General features: G+C 54.4%; 22 protein-coding genes. 9 read left to right on the top strand and 13 right to left on the bottom strand.

Going from position 1 to position 25659, the window contains the following annotated elements; translation table 11 throughout:
* Window position 1 precedes the first annotated feature (1 nt).
* Together speE and AC07RN_RS12690 are read right to left on the bottom strand one after the other, a co-directional pair.
* On the bottom strand, window positions 2-871 hold the full coding sequence (gene speE / locus AC07RN_RS12685) for a polyamine aminopropyltransferase (protein ID WP_478336516.1): 870 nt from the start codon (window positions 869-871) through the stop codon (window positions 2-4).
* 116 nt (window positions 872-987) lie between these two features.
* A complete protein-coding gene (locus AC07RN_RS12690; RefSeq protein WP_041689592.1) occupies window positions 988-1335 on the bottom strand; it encodes a YacC family pilotin-like protein in 348 nt (115 codons plus the stop codon).
* A gap of 145 nt (window positions 1336-1480) precedes the next feature.
* On the opposite strand from AC07RN_RS12690, the gene cueO reads away from it, so the two are divergent.
* Window positions 1481-3070, top strand: a complete 1590-nt coding sequence (gene cueO, locus AC07RN_RS12695; RefSeq protein ID WP_478336517.1) for a multicopper oxidase CueO — start codon at window positions 1481-1483, stop codon at window positions 3068-3070.
* Between the two features lie 369 nt (window positions 3071-3439).
* Here the strand turns inward: cueO and AC07RN_RS12700 are convergent, their stop codons facing one another.
* A complete protein-coding gene (locus tag AC07RN_RS12700; protein WP_449554684.1) occupies window positions 3440-5830 on the bottom strand; it encodes a glucose/quinate/shikimate family membrane-bound PQQ-dependent dehydrogenase in 2391 nt (796 codons plus the stop codon).
* Window positions 5831-6036: 206 nt separating this feature from the next.
* On the opposite strand from AC07RN_RS12700, the gene hpt reads away from it, so the two are divergent.
* A complete protein-coding gene (gene hpt, locus AC07RN_RS12705; protein WP_478336518.1) occupies window positions 6037-6573 on the top strand; it encodes a hypoxanthine phosphoribosyltransferase in 537 nt (178 codons plus the stop codon).
* 43 nt (window positions 6574-6616) lie between these two features.
* On the opposite strand, the gene can is transcribed toward hpt, so the two are convergent.
* Window positions 6617-7279 carry a carbonate dehydratase gene (gene can, locus AC07RN_RS12710; RefSeq protein WP_012016082.1) on the bottom strand — a complete coding sequence of 221 codons (663 nt, stop codon included), beginning with the start codon at window positions 7277-7279 and terminating at the stop codon, window positions 6617-6619.
* Window positions 7280-7386: 107 nt separating this feature from the next.
* Here can and AC07RN_RS12715 point away from each other — a divergent pair, with 107 nt between their 5' ends.
* The 4 genes from AC07RN_RS12715 (at window position 7387) to AC07RN_RS12730 (ending at window position 10936) form a co-directional block, all read left to right on the top strand.
* A complete protein-coding gene (locus AC07RN_RS12715; protein WP_012016083.1) occupies window positions 7387-8313 on the top strand; it encodes an ABC transporter ATP-binding protein in 927 nt (308 codons plus the stop codon).
* A complete protein-coding gene (locus tag AC07RN_RS12720; RefSeq protein ID WP_235134765.1) occupies window positions 8310-9080 on the top strand; it encodes an ABC transporter permease in 771 nt (256 codons plus the stop codon). Before AC07RN_RS12715 ends, AC07RN_RS12720 begins: the two co-directional genes overlap by 4 nt.
* Window positions 9081-9185: 105 nt before the next feature.
* The gene (locus tag AC07RN_RS12725) at window positions 9186-9626 is read left to right on the top strand and encodes a PTS sugar transporter subunit IIA (protein ID WP_012016085.1); all 441 of its coding nucleotides are present in this window, start codon (window positions 9186-9188) and stop codon (window positions 9624-9626) included.
* Between the two features lie 62 nt (window positions 9627-9688).
* Window positions 9689-10936, top strand: a complete 1248-nt coding sequence (locus AC07RN_RS12730; RefSeq protein WP_012016086.1) for a polysaccharide deacetylase family protein — start codon at window positions 9689-9691, stop codon at window positions 10934-10936.
* Between the two features lies 1 nt (window position 10937).
* Here the strand turns inward: AC07RN_RS12730 and panD are convergent, their stop codons facing one another.
* From panD to thpR, 9 genes are all read right to left on the bottom strand, one after another.
* A complete protein-coding gene (panD, locus tag AC07RN_RS12735) occupies window positions 10938-11318 on the bottom strand; it encodes an aspartate 1-decarboxylase (RefSeq protein ID WP_012016087.1) in 381 nt (126 codons plus the stop codon).
* 111 nt (window positions 11319-11429) lie between these two features.
* Window positions 11430-12284: a pantoate--beta-alanine ligase gene (gene panC, locus AC07RN_RS12740; RefSeq protein WP_478336519.1), complete on the bottom strand. Its 855-nt coding sequence runs from the start codon at window positions 12282-12284 to the stop codon at window positions 11430-11432.
* An 11-nt stretch (window positions 12285-12295) separates the two neighbouring features.
* On the bottom strand, window positions 12296-13087 hold the full coding sequence (panB, locus tag AC07RN_RS12745; protein WP_012016089.1) for a 3-methyl-2-oxobutanoate hydroxymethyltransferase: 792 nt from the start codon (window positions 13085-13087) through the stop codon (window positions 12296-12298).
* 122 nt (window positions 13088-13209) lie between these two features.
* Window positions 13210-13689, bottom strand: coding sequence for a 2-amino-4-hydroxy-6-hydroxymethyldihydropteridine diphosphokinase (gene folK, locus AC07RN_RS12750; RefSeq protein ID WP_478336520.1), 480 nt, complete (start codon window positions 13687-13689; stop codon window positions 13210-13212).
* Window positions 13686-15083, bottom strand: coding sequence for a polynucleotide adenylyltransferase PcnB (gene pcnB / locus AC07RN_RS12755; RefSeq protein ID WP_071818716.1), 1398 nt, complete (start codon window positions 15081-15083; stop codon window positions 13686-13688). The genes folK and pcnB overlap by 4 nt, the downstream gene beginning before the upstream one ends.
* A 42-nt stretch (window positions 15084-15125) precedes the next feature.
* Window positions 15126-16016 (bottom strand): tRNA glutamyl-Q(34) synthetase GluQRS, encoded by an 891-nt coding sequence (gene gluQRS, locus AC07RN_RS12760; RefSeq protein ID WP_478336521.1) that lies wholly within the window; start codon window positions 16014-16016, stop codon window positions 15126-15128.
* Between the two features lie 71 nt (window positions 16017-16087).
* On the bottom strand, window positions 16088-16543 hold the full coding sequence (dksA, locus tag AC07RN_RS12765; RefSeq protein WP_012016093.1) for an RNA polymerase-binding protein DksA: 456 nt from the start codon (window positions 16541-16543) through the stop codon (window positions 16088-16090).
* 174 nt (window positions 16544-16717) lie between these two features.
* Window positions 16718-17422, bottom strand: coding sequence for a DNA/RNA nuclease SfsA (sfsA, locus tag AC07RN_RS12770; RefSeq protein WP_012016094.1), 705 nt, complete (start codon window positions 17420-17422; stop codon window positions 16718-16720).
* Window positions 17412-17966, bottom strand: coding sequence for an RNA 2',3'-cyclic phosphodiesterase (gene thpR / locus AC07RN_RS12775; RefSeq protein WP_449554680.1), 555 nt, complete (start codon window positions 17964-17966; stop codon window positions 17412-17414). The genes sfsA and thpR overlap by 11 nt, the downstream gene beginning before the upstream one ends.
* 74 nt (window positions 17967-18040) lie before the next feature.
* On the opposite strand from thpR, the gene hrpB reads away from it, so the two are divergent.
* The 3 genes from hrpB to fhuA all read left to right on the top strand — a co-directional run bounded on the left by hrpB (window position 18041) and on the right by fhuA (window position 25659).
* A complete protein-coding gene (gene hrpB, locus AC07RN_RS12780; protein ID WP_478336522.1) occupies window positions 18041-20470 on the top strand; it encodes an ATP-dependent helicase HrpB in 2430 nt (809 codons plus the stop codon).
* A gap of 184 nt (window positions 20471-20654) precedes the next feature.
* On the top strand, window positions 20655-23180 hold the full coding sequence (gene mrcB / locus AC07RN_RS12785) for a bifunctional glycosyl transferase/transpeptidase (protein WP_478336523.1): 2526 nt from the start codon (window positions 20655-20657) through the stop codon (window positions 23178-23180).
* A gap of 235 nt (window positions 23181-23415) precedes the next feature.
* Entirely contained in the window at window positions 23416-25659 is a 2244-nt protein-coding gene (gene fhuA, locus AC07RN_RS12790) for a ferrichrome porin FhuA (protein WP_012016098.1), read from the top strand.

The raw sequence follows: 25659 nt of genomic DNA on the forward strand, positions 1-25659 counted from the left end.
TTTAGCTCACCTCCTTAGGGGACAGTGCGTCTTGCAAATATTGCGGTAAGGCGAACGCTGCCGTGTGGACGGCCGGATTGTAATAACGGCATTTGAGGTGGGTCTGATGGAAGCGTGCAGCAATGATCTCGGTGGAGAGATGGCGCAATACGTCGTTGTCCGTTGCCCACGCGAAGGTCATGATCCCGCCGTAATAGGTTGGAATCGCAGCCTGATAGAAACTAACATCACCGAAGTAATGGCTCAGTTTGCGATGGCTGTCGATCGCTTCATCTTGCTGCAGGAAGCAGACGCCGTTCTGAGCGACGAAAATCCCGCCAGGATTCAGGCAGCGTTTGCAGCCTTCGTAGAACGACGAGGTGAAAAGCGTTGCGCCAGGCCCTATCGGATCGGTGCAATCGGAGATGATCACGTCAAATGTTTGATGGGTCTGATTCACAAAGTTGACGCCGTCGTCGATCACCAGCGTAAAGCGCGGATCGTCGTAGCTGCCTGCGTTGTGATTGGGCAGATACTGGCGGCAGAACGAGACGACACCGGCGTCGATTTCCACCATGGTGATCGTTTCGATAGATTTATGGCGAGACACTTCGCGCAGCATTGCGCCGTCGCCACCGCCGATAATCAGCACATGTTTTGCGTGTCCGTGCGCCAGTAACGGCACATGGGTCATCATTTCGTGATAAATAAACTCATCACGCTCGGTGGTTTGCACCACGCCATCCAGCGCCATCACGCGGCCAAATGCGGCGTTCTCGAAAATGATCAAATCCTGATGATCGGTTTTCTCGTGATAGAGCACGTTATCCACGGCAAAGTACTGACCAAACTGGTCATGCAGCGTTTCGTGCCACACTGTGTTATCGGTCATGAGCTGAACCCTCCTTTGTTAAAATCTATTACACCCACGCAAAATGGGCGCAACATCATAGCGAACAAGAACCGCGCAAGCACGGCCATTATTTCAACAAAGGGGCGTCGGGAAGGTTACTTTACGTAGGCGAGCAGGCTGAGCGAATCGCGGGCCAGCGCTTTGCATTTTTTCGCGACAGGAATGCCAATGCCGCTTAAATCGCGGTAACTGTCTTCACCGAGCGCCTTCATGTCAAAGCTATCGTAGTTGCTGAGATCCCATTGATTCTGCTGGGCAAAAAAGACCAGTGCGCGACGAATCTGCCCATTGGGTAAATTCTGGTAACCGCAATCGTTTTTCAGGAAAACAAAAACCGCCGTTAAATCGGCCATATCTTCCGCTTCATTTTCACTTAGCGCATAACTGTTCGCGCACATAGCCATCAGGCTGCCGAACAAAATTGTCCTGAAAAACGTCTTCATTGCTTCTACCACTGCATCACGGAAATTTAACGTTAGCATACTTGCGACCAGCGAGACGACCTTTATTATTGCCACTTTACTTGACCTTCCGGTTAGGGGAGGGTTTAAGCTCAAAATATCGCCTGCACGAAAAAAGGGAATGAACATGCAACGTCGTGATTTTTTGAAATATTCAGCTGTGTTGGGGGTTGCCAGCGCATTACCGCTCTGGAGTCGCGCCGCTTTTGCCGTCGACAGACCCGCATTACCGATCCCTGATTTATTGGCCGCAGATGCACGCAGCCGCATTCAGCTCGTCGTACAGTCGGGAAAATCTGCCTTTGGCCCGCATAACGCCACCACATGGGGATATAACTGCAATTTGCTTGGGCCTGCCCTTCAATTGCGCAGGGGCAAAGAGGTCACGGTTAATATTCATAACACGCTTGCCGAAGAGACGACGCTGCACTGGCATGGCCTGGAGGTTGCGGGCGACGTGGACGGTGGGCCGCAGGGCGTCATTAAAGCGGGCGGTCAGCGAACGGTGACTTTTACGCCTGAACAACGCGCCGCGACCTGTTGGTTCCATCCCCATCAGCACGGTAAAACGGGCCATCAGGTGGCGATGGGGCTTGCTGGGCTGGTACTGATTGAGGATAACGAAAGCCGCATGTTGCGCCTGCCAAAACAGTGGGGCATCGACGATGTACCGGTCATCGTGCAGGACAAAAAATTCACTGCCGACGGGCAAATCGATTATCAACTGGATGTGATGACGGCGGCGGTCGGGTGGTTTGGCGACACGCTGCTGACTAACGGCGCGATCTATCCGCAACACGCCGCGCCGAAAGGCTGGCTGCGCCTGCGCCTGCTCAACGGGTGTAACGCGCGTTCGCTCAATTTTGCCACCAGCGATAAGCGGCCGCTGTATGTCATAGCCAGCGATGGTGGGCTGTTGGCCGAGCCGGTGAAGGTTAGCGAGCTGCCGATGCTGATGGGCGAGCGTTTTGAAGTGCTGGTGGATATCAGCGACGGCAAGCCGTTTGACCTTATCACGCTGCCCGTGAGCCAGATGGGCATGGCCGTGGCTCCGTTCGACAAGCCACATCCCGTTTTGCGTATTCAGCCTCTGCTGGTCACGGCATCTGGCGAAATGCCAGACACGCTCGCCGTCATGCCTGCGCTGCCGTCCCTGGAGGGATTAACGCAGCGTAAACTCCAGCTCTCTATGGATCCGATGCTCGACATGATGGGCATGCAGGCGCTAATGAACAAATATGGCGACCAGGCGATGGCCGGGATGCAGCACGGGCAAATGATGGGCCATATGAATATGGACCACGGCAAGATGGACCACGGCAAGATGGACCATGGGAAGATGGCTGGAATGAATCACGGCGATCATCAATTTGATTTCCACAACGCTAACCATATCAACGGCAAAGCCTTTGATATGGACACACCGATGTTTGCCGCCGCGAAAGGGCAGTATGAGCGCTGGGTGATTTCTGGTGAAGGCGACATGATGCTGCATCCGTTCCATATTCACGGCACGCAGTTCCGCATTTTATCCGAGAACGGTAAAGCGCCCACGGCTCATCGTACGGGCTGGAAAGACACGGTTCGCGTGGAGGGTGGGGTGAGTGAGGTGCTTGTGAAATTTGATCACGACGCGCCGAAAGAGTTCGCCTATATGGCGCACTGTCATCTGCTGGAGCACGAAGATACGGGAATGATGCTCGGGTTTACGGTGTAGACCAGCGTCGCCTGATGCCCTAACCCTGACCCTCTCCCACGGGGAGAGGGAACAGGCATTTAAAAAGGCAACCGACGTTGCCTTTTTGCTTTTACCTTGTGCGGACTGATGCCCTCAGCCTGACCCTCTCCCACGGGGAGAGGGAACAGGTATTAAAAAGGCAACCGAAGTTGCCTTTTGCTTTTACCTTGTGCGGACTGATGTCCTCAGCCTGACCCTCTCCCACGGAGAGAGGGAACAGACATTAAAAAGGGCAACCGAAGTTGCCTTTTTGCTTTTAGCTTGTGCGGACTGATGCCCTAACCCTGACCCTCTCCCACGGGGGAAGGAACAGGTATTAAAAAGGCAACCGAAGTTGCCTTTTTGCTTTTATTTCACATCGTCAGGCAGAGCATACGCGACAATATAGTCGCCCATCTTCGTACCAAACGAACCGTGACCGCCCGCAGAGATAACAACATACTGCTTGCCATCCACTTCGTAGGTCATCGGCGTCGCTTGTCCACCCGCCGGCAGACGGCCTTGCCACAGCTTTTCACCATTGCTCATGTTGTACGCGCGCAGGTAGTTATCTGCGGTCGCCGCGATGAACAGGACGTTACCTGCGGTGGAAATCGGACCACCCAGCATTGGCATACCCATATTGAACGGCACGGGAATCGGCATCGGGAACGGCATGCTGTCCTGTGGCGTACCAATACGTTTTTTCCACACAACCTGATTGGTTTTCAGATCCAGCGCAGAAATATAACCCCATGCAGGCTGTTTACACGGCAGGCCAAACGGCGACAGGAACGGGTTCAGCGTCACGCCAAACGGTACGCCGTACTGCGGTTGAATGCCCGCTTCTGTACCGCTACCTTTCGCATCTTTCGGCTGCTCCATCGGGTTACCCGGACCGCGAGGGATAAGCTTAGAGACGAACGGCAATGCCATCGGGTTGGCAATCGCCACCTGACGGTTAGGATCAACCGAGATACCGCCCCATTCAAACATCCCCAGGTTACCCGGGAAGACCAGCGTGCCCTGCTCAGACGGCGGTGTGAAGATGCCTTCATAGCGCAGCTGATGGAACATCACTCGGCACACCAGTTGGTCGAACATGGTGGCGCCCCACATATCGGCACCGGTCAGGTCTTTCTTCGGACGGAAGCTCAGGTCCGAGAAAGGCTGCGTTTTAGAGACGTAGTCGCCTTTGGCTGCACCTTGCGGAACCGGTTTTTCCGGTGCCGGAACCACCAGTTTGCCGTTGGTACGGTCGAGTACAAAGATGTTGCCGGTTTTCGCCGGGGCATAAATCACTGGAACGGTTTTGCCGTTAACGGTGATATCCGCCAGCGTCGGCTGGGATGGCATATCCATATCCCACAGGTCGTGGTGTACGGTCTGATAGCTCCAGGCCAGTTTCCCGGTCGTCGCATTCAGCGCCACGATAGCGCTGGCGTAACGCTCTTGCTCTGGCGTGCGGTTACCGCCCCAGATATCTGGCGTGGTCACACCCATCGGCAGATACACCAGGTCTAGCTTCGCGTCATACGCCGCAGGCGCCCATGAGTTTGGCGAGTTGAAGGTGAAGGTGTGTTCATCCGATGGAATCGCGTTAGGGTCTTTCGCGCCCGGATCGAAGGCCCACAGCAGTTTACCCGTGTTTACGTCGAAACCACGGATAACGCCGGACGTTTCGCGAGTCGAGAAGTTATCCGTGACCGAACCGGCAATCACAATTGTTTTATCGGTGATAATCGGCGGGGAAGTCGGTTCGTACAGACCCGGCGTGGTATCCGGCATATTGGTCTGCAGATTCAGAATGCCTTTGTTGCCAAAGGTTTCGCACAGTTTGCCGGTTTCGGCGTTAATGGCGAACAGTCGACCATCGTTGACCGGCAGCATGATGCGACGCGGGCAATCAGCCACCACTTCCGGGCTGGCATTATCCGCACGGGCTTCGTGATAGGACACGCCACGGCAGGTAATGTGCTGGAACGACGGATTAGAATTCAACTGCGGGTCGAAGTGCCATTTCTCTTTACCGGTCGCCGCATCAAGCGCAAACAGACGCTGGTGCGCGGTACACAGATAAAGCATGTTGCCCACTTTGATTGGCGTCACTTCGTTGGTCAGCTCGCCCGGATCGTTTGGCTGCTTCAGGTCGCCGGTGCGGAACACCCAGGCTTCCTTCAGGTTTTTAACGTTATCGGCGTTGATTTGCTTCAGTGGAGAATAACGTTGGCCTTCCTGGTTGCGACCATAAGCCGGCCAGTCACCGTCTGCAACGTCAGAGATCGCCGCAGCGGGTGTGGAATCTGCGCTCAGCGTGCCTTTCACTTCCTGCGGATCGTTAAATCCAGCCCAGGTTAGCATGCCGCCGGTAATCAGCAGGGAAACCACCAGCGCCGCAACTGCACCGCTGGAAGGAACCCTCAGGCGACGCCAGACGAACGGCAGGATCAGCCAGATCCCAAAGAAGACCAGGATGTCGCTGCGCGGTGTCAGCGCCCAGAAGTCGAAGCCAACTTCCCAGACACCCCAAAACATTGTGACAAGAAGCAGTGCAGCGTAGAGCCACAGTGCGGATCGTTTACCTTTTAAGAGCAGAACGGTTACGCCAACCATAACCAGACCCGCAATCGGGTAATACCAGGAGCCGCCTAATGCGACCAGCCAGACGCCACCGATCAACAGATAGAGTGCGCAAAACGCTGCGAACGCTGCTGTTAAAGTTACCAGTAGACGCGACTGTTGAGTTTTTGTTTCAGCCATAGAAAAGTACTCTTCAGTTTTGTTAAAATTTTGATAGCAATTAATTATAGGTATTAACAAGTGTGATCGGAATCACAAATTGAGCTTTTAACAACTCATGCGCCAGGCCAATCCATTTGCTGGTATACTTCGGGGCTTGTGAATCAATGCCGGACGCCAGAGCATCCTCATTGATCGATTGGTTTTAAAATCATACGGTTAGTAAAATGAAACATACTGTTGAAGTGATGATCCCGGAAGCGGAGATCAAAGCGCGTATCGCTGAATTGGGTCGTCAAATCACCGAGCGTTATCAGGACAGCGGCAGCGAAATGGTGCTGGTGGGTCTGCTGCGCGGCTCCTTCATGTTCATGGCAGACCTGTGCCGCGAAGTGCAGGTATCCCACGAAGTCGATTTTATGACCGCCTCCAGCTACGGCAGCGGCATGTCGACCACGCGTGATGTGAAAATCCTGAAAGACCTGGATGAAGATATTCGTGGCAAAGATGTGTTAATCGTTGAGGACATTATCGACTCCGGTAACACCCTGTCTAAAGTGCGCGAAATCCTGAGCCTGCGTGGGCCAAAATCGCTGGCGATTTGCACCCTGCTGGATAAACCCTCGCGTCGTGAAGTTGACGTTCTGGTTGAATTTATCGGCTTTTCGATTCCGGATGAGTTCGTGGTAGGTTACGGCATCGATTATGCGCAGCGTTATCGCCATCTGCCGTATGTCGGCAAAGTTGTGTTACTGGACGAGTAGACGAAGAAAGGTAAAAGCCGGGTCAAGCCCGGTTTTTGCACGCTTACTTATGATTGACGTGTTTTTTTGTCAGGTTAGACACGCCCTGACGATAGCGCTGTTCAAGCGTTTCGCGGTTAGTCGCGGTCACTTCCAGATTGCGCAGCAACCCGTCATGAATACCGTATGCCCAGCCATGAACTGACACCTTCTGCCCGCGTTTCCACGCTGAACGCATGATGGTCGAGTGCCCCAGGTTGTACACTTGTTCCATCACGTTAAGTTCACACAGCGTATCCAGACGCCGTTCCTGCGGCATTTCGCCCAGCAGTGAACTATGTTTGAACCAGATATCGCGAATGTGCAGCAGCCAGTTATCGATTAAACCCAGTTCCGGATTTTCGATTGCGGCCTGTACGCCACCGCAGCCGTAATGGCCGCAAATAATAATGTGTTCAACTTCCAGAACGTCCACCGCGTACTGAACAACGGACAGGCAGTTGAGATCGGTGTGAATCACCAGGTTTGCAACGTTACGGTGAACGAACAGTTCGCCGGGTTCAAGACCTGTCAGGCGTTCTGCCGGGACGCGGCTGTCGGAACATCCAATCCATAGAAAGCGCGGGTTCTGCGCTTGCGCCAGTTTTTCGAAAAATCCCGGATCCTCTTCTACCAGCATTTTTGACCATAGTGCATTGTTGCTGATGAGTGTATCTATGTCATTCATAGAGGTTAACGACCTGTAACCGAGTAATAGCGTTGCGCTAATATAGGGTAACTCGACTTTTATTGAAACTACACAACGTGTGTCAGAACTATAGGTAAGCGTATTTCATGACAATTGCACTGGAGCTTGAGCAGCTTAAAAAAGTCTATCCGGGTGGCGTTCAGGCGCTACGGGGTATCGATCTGAAAGTAGAGGCCGGGGATTTTTATGCCCTGCTGGGGCCGAACGGCGCGGGGAAATCCACCACTATCGGAATAATCAGTTCGCTGGTGAATAAATCCTCCGGCAAGGTCGCGGTGTTTGGCTATGATCTCGAAAAAGACGTGGTCAACGCCAAGCGCCAACTGGGGCTGGTGCCGCAGGAGTTTAACTTCAATCCCTTTGAAACCGTGCAGCAGATTGTGGTCAATCAGGCGGGTTACTACGGCGTCGAACGCCAGGATGCCGTCGCACGTAGCGAAAAGTATCTGAAACAGCTCGATCTGTGGGAAAAACGCGACGAACGTGCGCGGATGTTATCCGGCGGGATGAAGCGCCGTTTAATGATCGCGCGTGCGCTGATGCACGAGCCAAAACTGCTGATCCTGGATGAGCCGACCGCAGGCGTGGATATCGAACTTCGCCGCTCAATGTGGGGCTTTTTGAAGGATTTAAACGACAAAGGCACCACGATCATTCTAACGACGCACTACCTTGAAGAAGCCGAAATGCTGTGTCGTAACATCGGTATCATCCAGCACGGTGAACTGGTGGAAAACACGTCGATGAAGAATCTGCTGTCCAAGCTGAAGTCGGAAACCTTTATTCTCGATTTGGCATCGAAAAGCCCGCTGCCCAAGCTGGAGGGCTACCAGTATCGTCTGGTGGATACGTCGACGCTGGAAGTGGAAGTCCTGCGTGAGCAGGGCATTAACAGCGTGTTTTCACAGCTGAGCGCGCAGGGCGTGCAGGTATTGAGTATGCGTAACAAAGCCAACCGACTGGAAGAACTGTTCGTCTCGCTGGTCCATGATAAAAGAGGAGAGCAGGCATGACGCATCTTTACTGGGTGGCGCTGAAAAGTATCTGGGCGAAAGAAATTAACCGCTTTATGCGTATCTGGATCCAGACGCTGGTTCCGCCCGTCATCACCATGACGCTGTATTTCATCATTTTCGGTAATCTGATTGGTTCCCGCATTGGTGAAATGCATGGCTTTACCTATATGCAATTTATTGTCCCGGGTTTGATCATGATGGCGGTGATCACCAACGCATATGCGAACGTGGCATCGTCTTTCTTTAGCGCCAAATTCCAGCGCAACATTGAAGAGCTGCTGGTCGCGCCGGTTCCTACGCACGTGATTATCGCCGGATATGTCGGCGGTGGCGTGGCACGTGGCCTGTGCGTCGGGATTCTGGTGACGGCCATTTCGCTGTTCTTTGTGCCGTTCCAGGTGCATTCGTGGCTGTTCGTCGCGTTAACGCTGCTGCTAACGGCGATTCTGTTCTCGTTAGCGGGTCTGTTGAACGCCGTGTTCGCCACGACGTTTGATGATATCAGCCTGATCCCCACCTTCGTGTTAACACCGCTGACCTATCTCGGCGGGGTGTTCTATTCGCTGACGCTGCTACCGCCGTTCTGGCAGGCGCTGTCGCACCTGAACCCGATTGTCTACATGATCAGCGGCTTCCGCTTTGGTTTCCTGGGCATATCCGACGTACCGCTCTTTACCACCGTGATGGTGCTGGGCGTCTTTATTATCGCCTTTTACATGCTGTGCTGGTATCTCATCCAGCGTGGACGCGGACTGCGTACCTAAGCTCGATATCCCGGCAGCACTGCGTCTGCCGGGACATTTTCTTGACTGTTATCACCGTAAACTCATCATCACTCCGCTAAACTACTTGCCTGCTAAGGAGACGCTATGCTGGGTTGGGTGATTACCTGTCACGATGACAACGCTCAGGCTATTCTCGAACGCCTGGAGAAGAATTTTGGTCCGCTGCCGCAATGTCTGGCGGTGAACTACTGGCGTGGGCTAAGCACCAATATGCTCAGTCGTATGATGTGTGATGCGCAGCATCAAACGGATACGGGGGAAGGCGTGATTTTCCTCACCGACAAATCCGGTGCGGCCCCCTATCGTGCGGCGGCATTGTTGAGCCATAAGCATGAGAATTGCGAAGTCATTTCCGGCATCAATTATGCGCTACTCGAAATGATGTATCCGCTGCGAGAAACGCTCAGCAGCGCTGAATTTCGCGATATGATTGTCGGGCAGGAGATCCCCGGGGTGAGTAGTCTGTGGCATCAGCAACAGAAAAACCCGCCTTTTGTCCTGCTGCACGACCTGTATAAGAATTAAACATTGGTATTGATGCCGCTTTTGTTACAATAACGCCAGTTTTCCGCTTCGACACAAACCTCATGCTCACGCGTATTATTTTCCTGCTTTTTCTGCTGGTCTCCGGCGGTGTTTCTGCCAGTTTATTAAGCCAGCAAGGCTTACCCGCTCAGTACATGCAAACTACCGAAGATGCGGCGATCTGGGCGCAGGTGGGGAATAATGTCGTTAACGTCGGCAACGTTCGCGCAGGACAGATTATCGCCGTGGTGCCGACCAATGCCGATTACTACGAATTTCGTTTTGGCTTTGGGACGGGTTTTATCGATAAAGGCCATCTCGAAAAAGTGCAGGGCAAACAGCGTGTTGAAGATAGCCTCGGCGATCTGAATAAGCCCCTGAGTAATCAGAATTTAATCACCTGGAAAGACACGCCGGTGTACAACGCCCCGAACAACGGCAGTGCGCCTTTCGGGACGCTCAGCGACAATCTGCGCTATCCCATTCTGAATAAACTCAAAGATCGGCTGAACCAAACCTGGTTTCAAATCCGCATCGGCAATCGGCTGGCGTGGGTGAGTAGTCTGGATGCGCAGGAAGACAGCGGCATTCCGGTTATCACGTATCACCATATTCTGCATGATGAAGAAAATACCCGCTTCCGCCACACCTCTACCACCACCAGCGTGCGTGCGTTCAGCAACCAAATGACCTGGCTGCGCGATCAGGGCTATACCACGTTGACGATGTACCAGCTCGAAGGGTATGTGCGTAACAAAATGAACCTCCCGGCACGTGCGGTGGTAATTACCTTCGACGACGGTTTAAAGTCAGTCAGTCGTTATGCCTGGCCGATCCTGAAGGAGTACGGCTTTAAGGCAACGGCGTTTATTATTTCATCGCGGATTAAAGGCCATCCCCAGAAATGGGATCCGAAATCGCTTCAGTTTATGAGCGTATCGGAACTGAAAGAGATTCAGGATGTCTTTGATATTCAATCCCACACCCATTTCTTGCATCGTGTGGATGCCAATAAACACCCGATTTTATTGAGCCGTAGCTATCACGTCATTTTGTTCGATTTTGAACGCTCACGACGCGCGCTGGCACAGTTCAACCCCCGCGTCCTCTACGTCTCATATCCGTTCGGCGGCTATGATGACAAAGCGGTGAAAGCGGCGAATGATGCGGGTTTCCATATGGCAGTGACGACGGTGAAAGGGAAGGTGAAGCCGGGCGATAATCCGTTCCTACTGAAACGTTTATATATTCTGAGAACGGATTCGCTAGAGACGATGTCGCGGCTGATCAGTAACCAGCCGCAAGGGTAAATCAGGCAACCTGAACGGGAATGGCTTTTGCCGTACGTTTCATTTCATTGTCGCCTTCGAAATAGGCCACTTTTGGCTGCCAGCGACGCGCTTCTTCGTCAGACATCATGACAAAGCTGGCGATGATCACAATGTCACCCACGGACGCGCAGTGTGCTGCCGCACCGTTGACAGAGATGATTTTGGAGCCGCGCTCGCCTGCAATCGCATAGGTTGAGAAGCGGTTGCCGTTGGTGACGTTCCAGATATCAATCGCTTCGTTCTCAAGAATTCCGGCTGCGTCGAGAAAATCCTGGTCAATCGCACAGGAGCCTTCATAGTGCAGATCGGCCTGAGTGACTTTTACGCGGTGAAGCTTACCTTGCAGCATTTTGCGAATCATTACGTCTACCTTTAATCATCATGCTTTACCCTCTCAAGGCCGAGAGGGCAGGGTGAAGGGATATTTCCCAGGCAAATATCGGCGCAGTATTGCCCGATTTTTAGTCGGTGTCTACTCCGCCAGCTCAACCACTTTATTGTCTATGAGTCGTGCCTGGCCGAGCCACGCTGCGACCAGAATCACCGCGCGTTTGCTGGTGGCTGAAAGCTCCAGCAGCGTATCGGCGTCGCGGATTTGAATATCGTCAGCGCGCAAACCTTTGTCGTTCAACTCTTGCTCGGCCAGCGCGACAATCTCTTCTGTTGTTAGCTCTTTCGCCTTCAGTTGTTCCGCCATCGCGTGCATCACTTTGCAAAGACCCGGCGCGATTTTACGCTGGTCTGCAGTCAGATAGCCGTTGCGTGAGCTGAGCGCCAGACCGTCTTTGGCGCGAACAATTGGCACGCCCACGATCTCAATGTCATAACCCATATCGGCTACCATTTTGCGGATCAGCGCCAACTGCTGAAAATCTTTTTCGCCAAAGCAGGCGATGTCCGGCTGGACCAGATTGAACAGCTTGCTGACAATCGTTGAAACGCCACGGAAATGCCCCGGGCGGCTGGCACCCTCAAGCATGGTCGAGATCCCCGGGACGTCGACATAGGTTGCGCCTTCTGTCCCTTGTGGATAGATATCTGAAGGCGCAGGGGAGAAGACGAAATCAACGTGGCGTTTTTTCAGCTTCTCGCAATCTTCCTGTAACGTGCGCGGATAGCGCGCCAGATCGTCGGCACGGTCAAACTGCATCGGGTTAACGAAAATACTCACCACGACCACATCCGCGCGGGCTCGTGCTTCGTCGACCAGTTTCATATGGCCGTCGTGGAGATTGCCCATGGTAGGGACCAGGGCGATGCGTTTACCTTCCTGACGCAGGCGACGAATGTGCTGGCGCAACAGCGGCAGGGTTTCAATGATTAGCACAACGAGACTCCTTAATGGAAACTGTGTTCTTCACCCGGGTAAACACCGGATTCGACGTCGGCAATATACTGCCTGACTGCGGCGCGCATGTCGCCCGCCTCACTGAGGAAATTCTTCGCGAATTTGGGAATGTGACCGCCGGTAATGCCAAAGGCGTCATGCATCACCAGAATCTGCCCGTCGGTAACGTTACCTGCGCCAATCCCGATGACCGGAATCGTGAGCGCGTCGGTCACGCGTTTTGCCAGCTCAACCGGCACGCATTCCAGCACTAACAGCTGAATGCCTGCGGCTTCCAGCGCCAGCGCATCATCAAGCAGGATCTGTCCCGCATCGCCACGGCCCTGAACTTTATAGCCACCAAATACGTTCACCGACTGCGGCGTGAGCCCCAGATGTCCGCAAACGGGTACGGCACGTTCGGTCAGCATTTTGACGGTATCAACCAGCCACGCACCGCCTTCAATTTTGACCATATTAGCCCCGGCGCGCATCACGGCGGCAGCGTTCTCGAATGCCTGCTCTGGCGTGGCGTAGGCCATAAACGGCAAATCAGACAGCAGCAGGCAGTGAGGCGCACCGCGACGCACGGCGCGAGTGTGATAAGCAATATCGTCTACCGTCACTGGCAGAGTGGAATCATGTCCCTGTACCGTCATCCCTAACGAATCGCCGACCAGCATGACGTTTATCCCTTCTTCAGCAAACAGTTTTGCAAAGCTGAAGTCGTAGGCCGTGATCGTGGCGAAGCGTTTTTTTTCCTGTTTGCATTTCTGCAGTAAGGAGATGGTGGTTGGTTTCATAATGTTTCCTGATGGCCCTAAGCGATTCTTTGCGCATTCTAACAGTAACATTCGGGGGAACAATGATTTTAGGCAACCGATTAATCACAAACTCAGGATGGCGAATCGGCAGAAAAAGAGGATTACCAGAGCGCGGGTTTTTTGGCGTTGAGCTGCTGCAATACGGCCTGTAATGAGGTGCCGTCGGGGAAGGTGAGTGCGGGGGCGACTTCAAACAGCGGCCAGAGCATAAATCCACGATTTTTCATGTTGTAATGCGGGACGGTCAGGCGTTCGGTCTGAATGATCTCATCGCCAAAAAGCATGATGTCGAGATCCAGCGTGCGCGGTCCCCAACGTTCATCTTTACGGACACGCCCTTGCTGTAGCTCAATGCGCTGGGTGTTATCCAGCAGCGTTTCGGCGTCAAGGGCGGTGTCCAGCACCACGGCCGCATTCAGGTAATCGGGTTGATCCTGTGGGCCCAGCGGCGGTGTGCGGTAATACGCAGAAACCGCCATCACGCGGCTCTGTGGGATATCAGCCAGCGCCTGAACGGCAGCGTTGACCTGCTCCAGCGGAGAGGTCAGATTGCTGCCGATGGCGATGTAAGCGAGGGTCATGCACTGCCCTGGCGCGGTGCGCGCTTGCGTGGGCGGCGATGACGACGGCGCGGTTCCGGCTCTTCGTCGAGATTGGTGAGCATCCCTTTTTGTTCCGGCGGCGCGGAGACCTGGAACTCACCCCACCACTGCACCAGACTTTGCAGCTCTTTGTTATTTTCGATCTCAGCACGCAGCGCCAGCAGATCGTACGCGGCGCGGAATTTAGGGTGCTCCATCAGCTTCCATGCGCGCTTGCCCTGACGGCGAGACATACGCAACTGCAACTGCCAGATATCACGCACCAGCGTGGTGATGCGTTTCGGGATCGCCAGAGTACGACAGGCTTCGTCGAGCACATCATTCGCGGCAAGCGCAAAGGCATCGTAATAAGCCAGTCCGCTTTCCTGGGCAATTTTCTGCGCGGTTTCCAGCAGCGGATACCAGAACATGGCCGCAAACAGGAACGCCGGGTTAACGCGCATATCATTGTGAAGGCGGGTGTCAGTATTTTTCAGCACCTGTGCAATCATGCGCTCCATCGGGCTATCACCGCTTTCGGTAAAGTAGCGAACGATGGACGGGAACAGCGGCTGGAACAGGCTATTTTCACGCAGCAGTTTATAGGTTTCGTAACCATAACCCGCCTGCAGTAACTTCAGCACTTCTTCAAAGAGACGCGCAGGAGGCACATCGTTGATGAGCGTCGCCAGACGTGGGATCGGTTCTGCCGTTTCGGCGCTGATTTGCATATTCAGCTTGGCGGCGAAACGCACGGCGCGCAGCATGCGCACCGGATCTTCGCGGTAGCGCGTTTCAGGATTACCAATCAGACGAATCACGCCCTCTTTCAGATCCTGTACGCCGCCCACGAAATCACGCACCGAAAAATCGGCCACGCTGTAGTAAAGGCTGTTGATGGTGAAATCGCGACGCTGGGCATCTTCTTCGATAGAACCAAAGATATTGTCGCGCAGCAGCATGCCGTTCTGGCCGCGCTGCGAGGTGGTGCGATCCGCTGGCGCGCCCGCTTCGTGATGACCACGGAAGGTCGCCACTTCGATGATTTCGGGGCCAAACATGACGTGAGCAAGACGGAAACGGCGGCCCACCAGACGGCAGTTACGGAATAACTTGCGCACCTGTTCAGGCGTGGCGCTGGTCGTCACGTCAAAATCTTTTGGTTTTTGGCCGAGCAGTAAATCGCGAACCCCACCGCCCACGAGATAGGCCTCATAGCCTGCTTTATTCAGACGATAGAGCACCTTGAGGGCATTTTCACTGATATCTTTGCGGGAAATAGTGTGCTGCTCGCGCGGAATAACCGACATATGGGATTGAGCAATAGCGTCATTCGCTACGCTTTCATCGCGGCTTAGCACCTTACGGCAAAAATTAGCAACTCGAGTAAAAATAGTACACCTCGTAGTGTGTTTTGTTATGAAAAAAGCGGCTAATCATAGCTCAGCAAGATGCGTTTGAGAATGCTGGATTTTAGGCACCGCCGAAAGCACCCAATTATCAATGGCTGTTTTCAGTAATTCATCAAGACCTAAATCCTGCCATTCGCTTGTGACATTCTGATTTAGAAATCGCAATGCGTCGATCAAAACTGGCCGCGGATCGCCATTTGGCAGTGCAGGCGCGTGATTCTGTTTCGAGAGTTTATTCCCTTGCGCATTCAATGCCAGCGGCAGATGGATATAATCCGGCACGTCCCAGCCGAAGACGTTATACAGTGAAATTTGACGCACCGTCGGCTCAATCAGATCGGCGCCGCGCACAATTTCCGTCACACCCTGGAAATGGTCATCCACCACTACGGCCAGGTTATACGCAAATAAACCATCGCGGCGGTGAATAATAAAATCTTCATTCGCCAGGCGTTTATCGGCGTGAATTTCACCGAGCAGCAGATCGTTAAAATGCGTCACGGGTGAATGCTGTAGTAAACGGACGGCGGCATTTTCCGGACCGTGATTCAGGTGCCGGCAATGGCCATCGTACACGCCGCCTGCGCTCTGAATGCGTGCGCGCGTACAGGTGCAGTAATATGACAAACCTTGTGCGTGCAGCCACGCCAGGTGTTCGCGATAAGCGTCATGGCGCTGGGATTGCCAGAGAACATCTCCGTCCCAGTTCAGGCCGTAATGTTCCAGTTGATGCAGAATGGTTTCTGCAGCACCGGGAACTTCACGCGGGGGATCAATATCTTCGATACGAACGCGCCAGATGCCGTTATTTGCCCGCGCTTGCAGGTAGCTGCCCAGTGCGGCAATAAGCGATCCGAAGTGAAGCTCACCGGAGGGGGATGGCGCAAAGCGCCCGATATAGTCTGATTGAGGCATATTCATGGCAGACAAAAAGTAACAAGGCGGGAGAGACTCCCGCCTTTATGATCGTGATAACAGGGCTGGAATTAACCGGCCATCTGCTTTTCGCGGATTTCAGCCAGCGTTTTGCAGTCGATGCACAGATCGGCAGTCGGACGCGCTTCAAGGCGACGAATGCCAATTTCCACACCGCAGGATTCGCAGAAGCCGAAATCTTCGTCTTCAACCTTCTTCAGCGTCTTCTCAATCTTCTTGATCAGCTTGCGTTCGCGGTCACGGTTACGCAGTTCGAGGCTGAACTCTTCTTCCTGAGCGGCACGGTCAACCGGGTCCGGGAAGTTTGCTGCTTCGTCCTGCATGTGGGTAACGGTGCGATCGACTTCATCCCTAAGTTGATTACGCCATGCTTCAAGAATACGCTTGAAGTGAGACAGCTGGGCTTCATTCATATACTCTTCGCCCGGCTTCTCTTGATATGGCTCCACCCCAGCGATGGCGAGAATACTCAGGGACGATGTTTTACGGTTTTGCCCTTCTTGCATGTTGCTTCTCCTTAACACGCACTATCGATCCCCGTGTGGGGGAAAAATCAGGTCGCTATAAATAGCAGATGCTTTTCCGTAAGGCAATTATCTAAACGTAACACTTGACAAGCCTGTGAGGAAAAGCGTATTTGCGCACGCGGCCAGAACACCAAATCGCCATCTTCTAACCCCTTATAACACAACGGGGAGAGTCGACTTCAGAGTCATATTATCGGCAGAAAGTTCAGCTTTATAAGCTAAAATTTCTACCCCCTGCTTTTGTGCCTCATTCAACAATTGTGCGTACTTCGGGTCAATATGACGGGCCGGGGAGAATCGTTCAATGGCTGAATGCAAAACCGCAAATAACAATACGGCGCGCTTCCCCGTCGCCGCAACACTCATTAACTCTCGCAGATGCTTTTGGCCGCGTAGCGTCACCGCATCCGGAAAGTAGCCATTATCCCTGTCTGCTAACGTCACTGATTTGACTTCAATATAGCACTCAGGGCGATCGTCCGCCTGCAACATAAAATCAATTCTGCTGCCTTCCTCGCCATATTTCACTTCGCCTTTAATGGAACCATAGCCGGTTAACTCCGGGATTGTATGGGTGGCGATGGCTTCTTTCACCAGCTGATTTGCGCGTTGGGTATTCACACAAATAAACGCCCCTTGTTGGGTCTCGGTGATTTCCCAGGTGTGCGCATATTTGCGTTTCAGATTTTCTGATGTGGAGTACCACACCGTATCGCCAGGGGTCGCACACCCGGTCATCGCGCCGGTATTCGGGCAGTGCAACGTTAAATGTTCACCAGCAGGCGTCACGACATCCGCCAGGAAGCGTTTATAGCGCAGGATAAGCGTGGCGGATTGCAGGGCGGGGCTAAACTTCATCGGAAATCCTTGGTTGTTCGCTCAACGCAAAGCGTTGAAGCGGCGTGTATCGTGTGCGTCCGTTTGAGAAAACCGATTCGTAAAGCACGAATTCTGTGACCGAAAACGTCCAGTGAAAGCCTGGCGGTGGGATGGCGACAGCATGGCTGGTGTTTCGCAGCAGGGTGATATGAGGATGAAACGGTTGCGGACTTTGATAGCACCCGCTGCGCGCCGCCTGCGCTCGCAGAAGATTGGCCAATTGCAATAATCCGCGCGGCGGCTGACGCGTCCCCAGCCAAACGACACGGGAGCGCAGCCACTGTCCGGCGTCATCGAGATTCAGGGTGAAACCTGGCTGAACGATACGCCCGGCAAGCTTCGCCAGCGCCTGTTGTTTATCCGCGCTGACGTCACCCAAAAAGGCCAGCGTCAGATGTAAATTCGCCGCTGCAACCGGACGTCCGGCTTCCGGCTGGAAATGTTCGGCGCGCCAGCGGACGATTTGCCGCTGTATTTTGGCGGGCGGTTCAATAGCGAAAAACAGGCGTTTCGACTCAGACATTCAGGGGGACTCGGTAATGATATGCGCCGATGCTACAATGTACGCCGACGAATGTTAACCCTCTGGAGCAGTTAGTGTCCTCATTGCCGGTCGCCGCCGTACTTCCCGAGCTTCTTGCCGCCTTACGCCATGCCCCTCACGTCCTGCTGAACGCGCCAACCGGGGCGGGTAAATCGACGTGGTTGCCGCTACAGATCCTCAAAGAGGGCGATATTTCCGGGAAAATTATTCTGCTGGAACCGCGCAGGCTGGCGGCGCGTAACGTGGCGCAACGCCTGGCCGAACTGCTCGGGGAAAAGCCCGGCGAAACGATCGGTTATCGCATGCGCGCTGAAACGTGCGTTGGTGCGACGACGCGCCTGGAAGTGGTAACGGAAGGGATCCTGACCCGGATGCTGCAAAACGATCCCGAGCTTAACGGCGTGGGGCTGGTGATCCTCGATGAATTTCATGAGCGCAGCCTGCAAGCCGATCTGGCACTGGCGCTACTGCTCGACGTGCAACAAGGGCTGCGTGAAGATCTCAAGCTGCTGATCATGTCCGCCACGCTCGACAACGAACGGTTGCGACAGATCCTGCCCGATGCGCCGGTCATTTCCTCCGAAGGCCGCGCGTTTCCGGTTGACCGTCGCTATCAGACGTTGCCCTCACATCAGCGCTTCGACGAGGCAGTTGCTATCGCGACCGCTGAATTACTGCGCCACGAATCTGGATCATTGCTGCTGTTTTTACCCGGCGTAGGCGAAATCCAGCGCGTTCAGGAGAAGCTGGCTGCGCGCGTGGGCAGCGATGTTGTGCTGTGTCCGCTGTATGGCGCGCTTTCCCTGAATGAACAACGCAAGGCGATTCTTCCGCCGCCCGCCGGGCAGCGCAAAGTGGTGCTGGCGACCAATATCGCCGAGACCAGCTTAACGATTGAAGGCATCCGTCTGGTGGTCGACACGACACAGGAGCGGGTGGCGAGTTTTGATTCGCGTACCGGGCTGACCAAACTGCTGACGCAGCGTATCAGCCAGGCGTCCATGACGCAGCGCGCGGGTCGTGCCGGGCGTCTGGAGCCGGGGATCTGTTTGCATCTCACAAGCGCGGAACAGGCCGATCGCGCCGCCGCGCAAAGTACGCCAGAGATTCTGCAAAGCGATCTTTCCGGATTGCTGATGGAACTGTTGCAGTGGGGATGCCCCGATCCGGCGCAGCTCTGCTGGCTCGATCGACCACCTGCGGTGAATCTGACGGCGGCACGTCGATTGTTAACGCAGTTAGGCGCACTGGACGGCGAGCGGTTAACGTCAGCCGGCCAGAAGATGGCTGCGCTGGGAAATGATCCGCGCCTGGCGGCGATGCTGATTGCCGCGAAAGGGGATGATGAGATTGCCACGGCAGCAAAACTCGCCGCGATTCTGGAGGAGCCGCCGCGCGGGGCGAGCAGCGATCTGGCTTCGGCTTTCTCCCGCAATCAGCCGAACTGGCAGCAGCGCGCGCAGCGGATTTGTCAGCGGCTTAACAGCCGTGGCGGGGCGCTGGACAGCGATAAAATCACCGAACTGCTGGCGCAGGCTTTCCCGGATCGTATTGCCCGTCGGCGCGGCCTGGACGGGCGCTATCAGCTTGCAAACGGAATGGGCGCGATGCTGGACAGCGAAGACGCCTTAACGCGCCATGAGTGGCTTATTGCACCGCTGCTGTTGCAGGGCAGTCAGTCTCCCGATGCGCGCATTTTGCAGGCGGTGGCGGTGGATATTGACGCGCTAACGCGCCGCTGCCCGCAGCTTTTGCAGCAGTCTGATACCGTCGAGTGGGATGATGCGCAGGGCACGTTGAAGGCGTTTCGCCGCAGCCAGATCGGTCGACTCACGGTAAGCGTTAAACCGCTGGCGAAACCGTCAGAGGACGAATTGCACCAGGCAATGTTGAACGGTATTCGTGATAAAGGCCTGAACGTCCTGAGCTGGACGCCGGAGGCTGAACAGTATCGGCTGCGTTTACACTGCGCGGCGCACTGGTTGCCGGAATATGACTGGCCTGCTGTTGATGATGAAACGCTGCTGGCCTCGCTGGAGAAGTGGTTGCTGCCGGAAATGAGCGGTGTGCATTCGCTCAAAGCGCTTAAATCTCTGGATGTTAAGACAGCGTTACAGAATTTACTCGACTGGTCATTGCGCCAACGTCTGGATAGAGAGCTTCCTGGGCATTACACTGTGCCGACCGGAAGTCGGATTGCCATTCGTTATCATCAAGATAATCCACCGGCGCTGGCCGTGCGGATGCAGGAGATGTTTGGAGAATCTGCCACGCCATCTATCGCGGAAGGGCGTGTTCCGCTGGTACTTGAGCTATTATCACCTGCGCATCGCCCGCTGCAAATTACGCGCGATTTAAGTGCGTTCTGGGCTGGAAGCTACCGTGAAGTGCAAAAAGAGATGAAAGGGCGCTATCCAAAGCACGTTTGGCCTGACGATCCGGCAAATACCGCGCCGACAAGGCGTACGAAGAAGTATTCGTAGTTTGTGCGGAGTGGTGCGGCCTGATGCCCTCACCCCGGCCCTCTCCCACGGGGAGAGGGCGAAAACACTAAAAGCTTTCTTGATAAGAAAGCCTTGCTGTTTATTTTGAGAGATTTCTTCTTTCACCGCCTGGTGGAAGAAAAGAGAATCGGGCCCTTGCGCCTGACAGTTGCGGAGAAAAAGCATGGCGGGGAATGACCGCGAGCCAATTGGACGTAAGGGGAAACCTGCGCGTCCGGCGAAGGAAAAAGTGAGCCGTCGTCGCCTCAGAGATGAGGATTATGACGATGACTATGAAGACGATGATGAGGATCAAGAACCCATGCCGCGTAAAGGTAAAGGCAAAGGGCGGAAGTCTCGTGGACGACGTGGCTGGTTCTGGCTGCTGCTGAAGCTGTTTATTGTATTTGTTGCCCTGATGGCGATTTACGGCGTCTACCTGGATCAAAAAATCCGCAGCCGTATCGACGGTAAAGTCTGGCAGCTGCCTGCGGCGGTGTATGGTCGCATGGTGAACCTTGAGCCGGACATGTCCATCAGCAAGAACGAAATGGTCAAACTGCTGGAAGCGACACAGTATCGTCAGGTGACGAAGATGACGCGTCCCGGCGAGTTTACCGTGCAGGCGAAAAGCATCGAGATGATCCGTCGTCCGTTTGATTTCCCGGACAGTAAAGAAGGGCAGGTGCGCGCGCGTCTGACCTTTGACGGCGATCATCTGGAAACAATCGAGAACCTCGAAAGCAACCGCCAGTTCGGTTTCTTCCGCCTCGATCCGCGTCTGATCACCATGCTTTCATCGCCAAACGGTGAGCAGCGTCTGTTTGTGGCGCGTAACGGCTTCCCGGATCTGCTGGTGGATACGCTACTGGCGACGGAAGACCGTCACTTCTACGAGCACGACGGCGTGAGTTTGTACTCTATTGGCCGTGCGGTGCTGGCGAACCTGACGGCCGGACGTACGGTGCAGGGGGCGAGTACCCTGACGCAGCAGCTGGTTAAAAACCTGTTCCTCTCCAGCGAGCGCTCTTACTGGCGTAAGGCCAACGAAGCGTACATGGCCGTGCTGATGGACGCTCGCTACAGCAAAGATCGTATTCTTGAGCTGTATATGAACGAGGTGTATCTCGGTCAGAGCGGCGATAACGAGATTCGCGGTTTCCCGCTGGCGAGCCTGTATTACTTTGGTCGCCCGGTGGAAGAGCTGAGTCTTGATCAGCAGGCGTTGCTGGTAGGTATGGTGAAAGGCGCGTCAATCTATAATCCGTGGCGTAACCCGAAACTGGCGCTGGAGCGTCGTAATCTGGTCCTGCGTTTGCTGCAACAGCAGCAGGTTATCGATCAGGAACTTTACGAGATGCTGAGTGCGCGTCCGCTGGGCGTTCAGCCTCGCGGTGGGGTGATCTCTCCGCAGCCTGCGTTTATGCAGATGGTGCGTCAGGAGCTGCAAACCAAGCTTGGCGATAAAGTGAAAGATCTCTCCGGCGTGAAGATCTTTACCACGTTCGACTCGGTGGCGCAGGATGCCGCTGAGAAAGCCGCCGTTGATGGCATTCCGGTCCTGAAAAAGCAGCGTAAGCTGAGCGATCTGGAAACCGCGATGGTGGTGGTCGATCGTAACACCGGTGAAGTGCGTGCGATGGTCGGCGGCGCGGAGCCGCAATACGCGGGCTACAACCGCGCAATGCAGGCGCGTCGTTCGATCGGTTCTCTGGCAAAACCGGCGACCTATCTGACCGCACTGAGCCAGCCGAATCAGTATCGACTGAACACCTGGATTGCCGATGCACCGATTGCCCTGCGCCAGCCTAACGGCCAGGTGTGGTCGCCGCAGAACGATGATAAACAGTTCAGCGGTCAGGTGATGCTGGTGGATGCGCTGACCCGTTCCATGAACGTGCCAACCGTTAACCTCGGTATGGCGCTGGGTCTGCCTGCGATTACGGACACCTGGCAGAAGCTGGGCGTAGCAAAAGATCAACTGCATCCGGTTCCGGCGATGATTCTGGGCGCGTTGAACCTAACGCCAATCGAAGTGGCGCAGGCGTTCCAGACCATCGCCAGCGGCGGTAACCGTGCTCAGCTCTCTTCGCTGCGTTCAGTGATTGCAGAAGACGGATCGGTGTTGTATCAGAGCTTCCCGCAGGCAGAGCGTGCGGTGCCTGCGCAGGCCGCATATATGACGCTGTGGACCATGCAGCAGGTTGTGCAGCGCGGTACGGGTCGCCAGCTTGGCGCGAAATATCCGGGTCTGCATCTGGCGGGTAAAACCGGGACCACCAACAATAACGTCGATACCTGGTTTGCCGGGATTGACGGGCGCGAAGTGGTGATCACCTGGGTTGGCCGCGATAACAACCAGCCGACCAAGCTGTACGGTGCGAGCGGGGCGATGTCGATTTATCAGCGCTATCTGGCTAATCAGTCTCCGGTTCCGCTGAACCTGACTGCGCCAGAAGATATCGTCGATATGGGCGTGGATGATGCCGGTAACTTCGTGTGCGGCGGCGGGGTGCGTACCTTGCCTGTCTGGACGACTGACCCGGATTCGCTGTGCCAGCAAAACCCAACGCAGCAACCGACGGGCAATCCGTTTGAGCAGCCTTCGCAACCTCAGCAGCCGCAGCAACAACAGCCGCAGCAGCAGAATGAGAAGAAAGACAGCGACGGCGTCGCGGGCTGGATCAAAGATATGTTCGGCAGCAATTAATCATGCTCATCCCCCTCCGCAGTGAGGGGGATTTTTTCACTTCCGCCATACATTCCTCTAACCTAAATTTCATCTCAGCGTAACCCCACGTTTCTACTTGTTTAATTCTTAAACCCTCAATTCTTGTAGGGCCGCATATTGCTTGCTATGCCGCCAGCGTTTCGCATATTATTCTGCGGTCATAATAATAATTCTCGTTTACGTTATCATTCACTCTTTCATCAGAGATATACCAATGGCGCTTAAAACTGCTCAGCCAATGAATGCTTCGCTGCGTAAAATCGCAGTCGTTGTAGCCACAGCGGTAAGTGGCATGTCTGTTTTTGCACATGCAGCAGATACCCCTAAAGAAGAAACTATCACCGTCACGGCGGCACCGGCTGCGCAGGAAAGCGCCTGGGGTCCTGCGGCGACGATCGCGGCAAGACAATCGGCGACTGGGACCAAAACGGACACGCCTATTCAAAAGGTGCCGCAGTCTATTTCAGTCGTGACCGCCGAAGAGATGGCGCTGCATCAGCCTAGATCAGTTAAAGAAGCGCTGAGCTATACGCCAGGGGTAGCCGTTGGCACCCGCGGTGCGTCCAATACCTATGACTATCTAATTATTCGCGGATTTGCGGCTGATGGTCAGAGCCAGAATAACTACCTCGACGGTATGAAGATGCAGGGCAACTTCTATAACGACGCGGTGATCGACCCTTATATGATTGAACGCGCCGAAATCATGCGCGGCCCGGTTTCCGTTCTGTACGGAAAAAGCAGCCCCGGCGGTTTGTTGAACATGGTCAGTAAGCGTCCGACTACGGAACCGCTGAAAGAGATCCAATTCAAAGTCGGCACGGATAGTCTGTTCCAGACCGGTTTTGACTTCAGCGATGCGATTGACGATGACGGTGTTTACTCTTATCGCTTAACGGGCGTGGCGCGTTCTAACAATGCGCAGCAGGAACGTGCAGAAGAGCAGCGTTACACAATCGCACCGTCTTTCTCATGGCGTCCGAGTGATAAGACGACGTTCACCTTCCTCTCTTACTTCCAGAATGAGCCTGAAACAGGCTACTACGGCTGGTTGCCGAAAGAGGGAACGGTCGATCCGCTGCCAAATGGCGATCGTCTGCCAACTGATTTCAATGAAGGTGCGAAGAACAACACCTATTCCCGTAACCAGAAAATGGTGGGATATAGCTTCGACCACGAATTCAACGATACCTTTACCGTACGTCAGAACCTGCGTTTTGCCGAGAATAAAACGTCGCAGAACAGTGTCTACGGTTATGGCGTATGTTCCGATCCGGCGAACGTCTACAGCAAGCAATGTGCGGCTCTAGCACCTGCGGATAAAGGCCATTATCTGGCGCGTAAGTATGTTGTCGACAATGAAAAGCTGCAAAACCTCACCGTTGATACGCAGTTGCAGAGTAAGTTTGCTACCGGTGCGGTGGATCACGTCTTGCTGACCGGCGTTGACTTTATGCGTATGCGCAATGATATCAACTCGTGGTTCGGCTACGACGACTCCGTGCCGTTGCTGGATCTCTACAATCCGGTGTATAGCGATTTTGATTTCGGTTCAAAAGATCCGGCAAACTCTGGCGCTTATCAGATCCTTAACCGTCAAAAACAAACGGGCCTGTATGTTCAGGATCAAGCGCAGTGGGACAAAGTGCTGGTGACGCTGGGTGGTCGCTATGACTGGGCCGATCAGGAATCCTACAACCGCGTTGCGAATACAACCTCAAAACGTGATGACACTCAGTTCACCTGGCGTGGCGGCGTTAACTACCTGTTTGATAACGGCGTAACCCCTTACTTCAGCTACAGCGAATCGTTCGAACCCGCTTCTCAGACCGATGCTCAAGGTAAACTGTTCTCACCTTCTAAGGGTAAACAGTACGAAGCTGGCGTGAAGTACGTACCTGAAGATCGTCCGATTGTGCTGACCGGTGCGGTGTATCAGCTTACCAAAACCAACAACCTGATGGCCGATCCTGCGGGCTCGTTCTTCTCGGTTGAAGGCGGTGAAATTCGTGCGCGTGGCTTTGAATTCGAAGCGAAAGCGGCACTGTCTGCCAGCGTCAATATCGTCGGTTCTTATACCTACACCGATGCGGAATACACCACTGACACTAATTACAAAGGCAACACGCCAGCGCAGGTGCCGAAACACATGGCGTCCCTGTGGGGTGATTACACCTTCTATGATGGCGCATTGTCTGGCCTGACGTTGGGTACTGGCGGACGCTTAACTGGCTCAAGCTATGGCGATCCGGCGAACTCCTTCAAAGTGGGTAGCTATACCGTGGTGGATGCGTTGATCCGATACGATCTGGCGCGCGTGGGTATGGCAGGCTCTAACGTGGCGCTTCACGTGAACAACCTGCTCGATCGTGAATACGTCGCCAGCTGCTTTAACACCTACGGCTGTTTCTGGGGTGCTGAACGTCAGGTTGTTGCTACCGCGACCTTCCGCTTCTAA

The organism is Lelliottia sp. GFLA7 (assembly GCF_056490165.1).

What these genes read in the sequence shown, in the direction of transcription:
- gluQRS (WP_478336521.1), bottom strand. Translation starts at nt 16,016, where the DNA reads ATGCCTCAATCAGACTATATCGGGCGCTTTGCGCCATCCCCCTCCGGT.
- AC07RN_RS12715 (WP_012016083.1), top strand. Translation starts at nt 7,387, where the DNA reads ATGACAATTGCACTGGAGCTTGAGCAGCTTAAAAAAGTCTATCCGGGT.
- AC07RN_RS12690 (WP_041689592.1), bottom strand. Translation starts at nt 1,335, where the DNA reads ATGAAGACGTTTTTCAGGACAATTTTGTTCGGCAGCCTGATGGCTATG.
- thpR (WP_449554680.1), bottom strand. Translation starts at nt 17,966, where the DNA reads ATGTCTGAGTCGAAACGCCTGTTTTTCGCTATTGAACCGCCCGCCAAA.
- can (WP_012016082.1), bottom strand. Translation starts at nt 7,279, where the DNA reads ATGAATGACATAGATACACTCATCAGCAACAATGCACTATGGTCAAAA.
- AC07RN_RS12730 (WP_012016086.1), top strand. Translation starts at nt 9,689, where the DNA reads ATGCTCACGCGTATTATTTTCCTGCTTTTTCTGCTGGTCTCCGGCGGT.
- fhuA (WP_012016098.1), top strand. Translation starts at nt 23,416, where the DNA reads ATGGCGCTTAAAACTGCTCAGCCAATGAATGCTTCGCTGCGTAAAATC.
- AC07RN_RS12720 (WP_235134765.1), top strand. Translation starts at nt 8,310, where the DNA reads ATGACGCATCTTTACTGGGTGGCGCTGAAAAGTATCTGGGCGAAAGAA.
- dksA (WP_012016093.1), bottom strand. Translation starts at nt 16,543, where the DNA reads ATGCAAGAAGGGCAAAACCGTAAAACATCGTCCCTGAGTATTCTCGCC.
- mrcB (WP_478336523.1), top strand. Translation starts at nt 20,655, where the DNA reads ATGGCGGGGAATGACCGCGAGCCAATTGGACGTAAGGGGAAACCTGCG.
- folK (WP_478336520.1), bottom strand. Translation starts at nt 13,689, where the DNA reads ATGACCCTCGCTTACATCGCCATCGGCAGCAATCTGACCTCTCCGCTG.
- sfsA (WP_012016094.1), bottom strand. Translation starts at nt 17,422, where the DNA reads ATGAAGTTTAGCCCCGCCCTGCAATCCGCCACGCTTATCCTGCGCTAT.
- speE (WP_478336516.1), bottom strand. Translation starts at nt 871, where the DNA reads ATGACCGATAACACAGTGTGGCACGAAACGCTGCATGACCAGTTTGGT.
- AC07RN_RS12725 (WP_012016085.1), top strand. Translation starts at nt 9,186, where the DNA reads ATGCTGGGTTGGGTGATTACCTGTCACGATGACAACGCTCAGGCTATT.
- panB (WP_012016089.1), bottom strand. Translation starts at nt 13,087, where the DNA reads ATGAAACCAACCACCATCTCCTTACTGCAGAAATGCAAACAGGAAAAA.
- cueO (WP_478336517.1), top strand. Translation starts at nt 1,481, where the DNA reads ATGCAACGTCGTGATTTTTTGAAATATTCAGCTGTGTTGGGGGTTGCC.
- panD (WP_012016087.1), bottom strand. Translation starts at nt 11,318, where the DNA reads ATGATTCGCAAAATGCTGCAAGGTAAGCTTCACCGCGTAAAAGTCACT.
- AC07RN_RS12700 (WP_449554684.1), bottom strand. Translation starts at nt 5,830, where the DNA reads ATGGCTGAAACAAAAACTCAACAGTCGCGTCTACTGGTAACTTTAACA.
- hpt (WP_478336518.1), top strand. Translation starts at nt 6,037, where the DNA reads ATGAAACATACTGTTGAAGTGATGATCCCGGAAGCGGAGATCAAAGCG.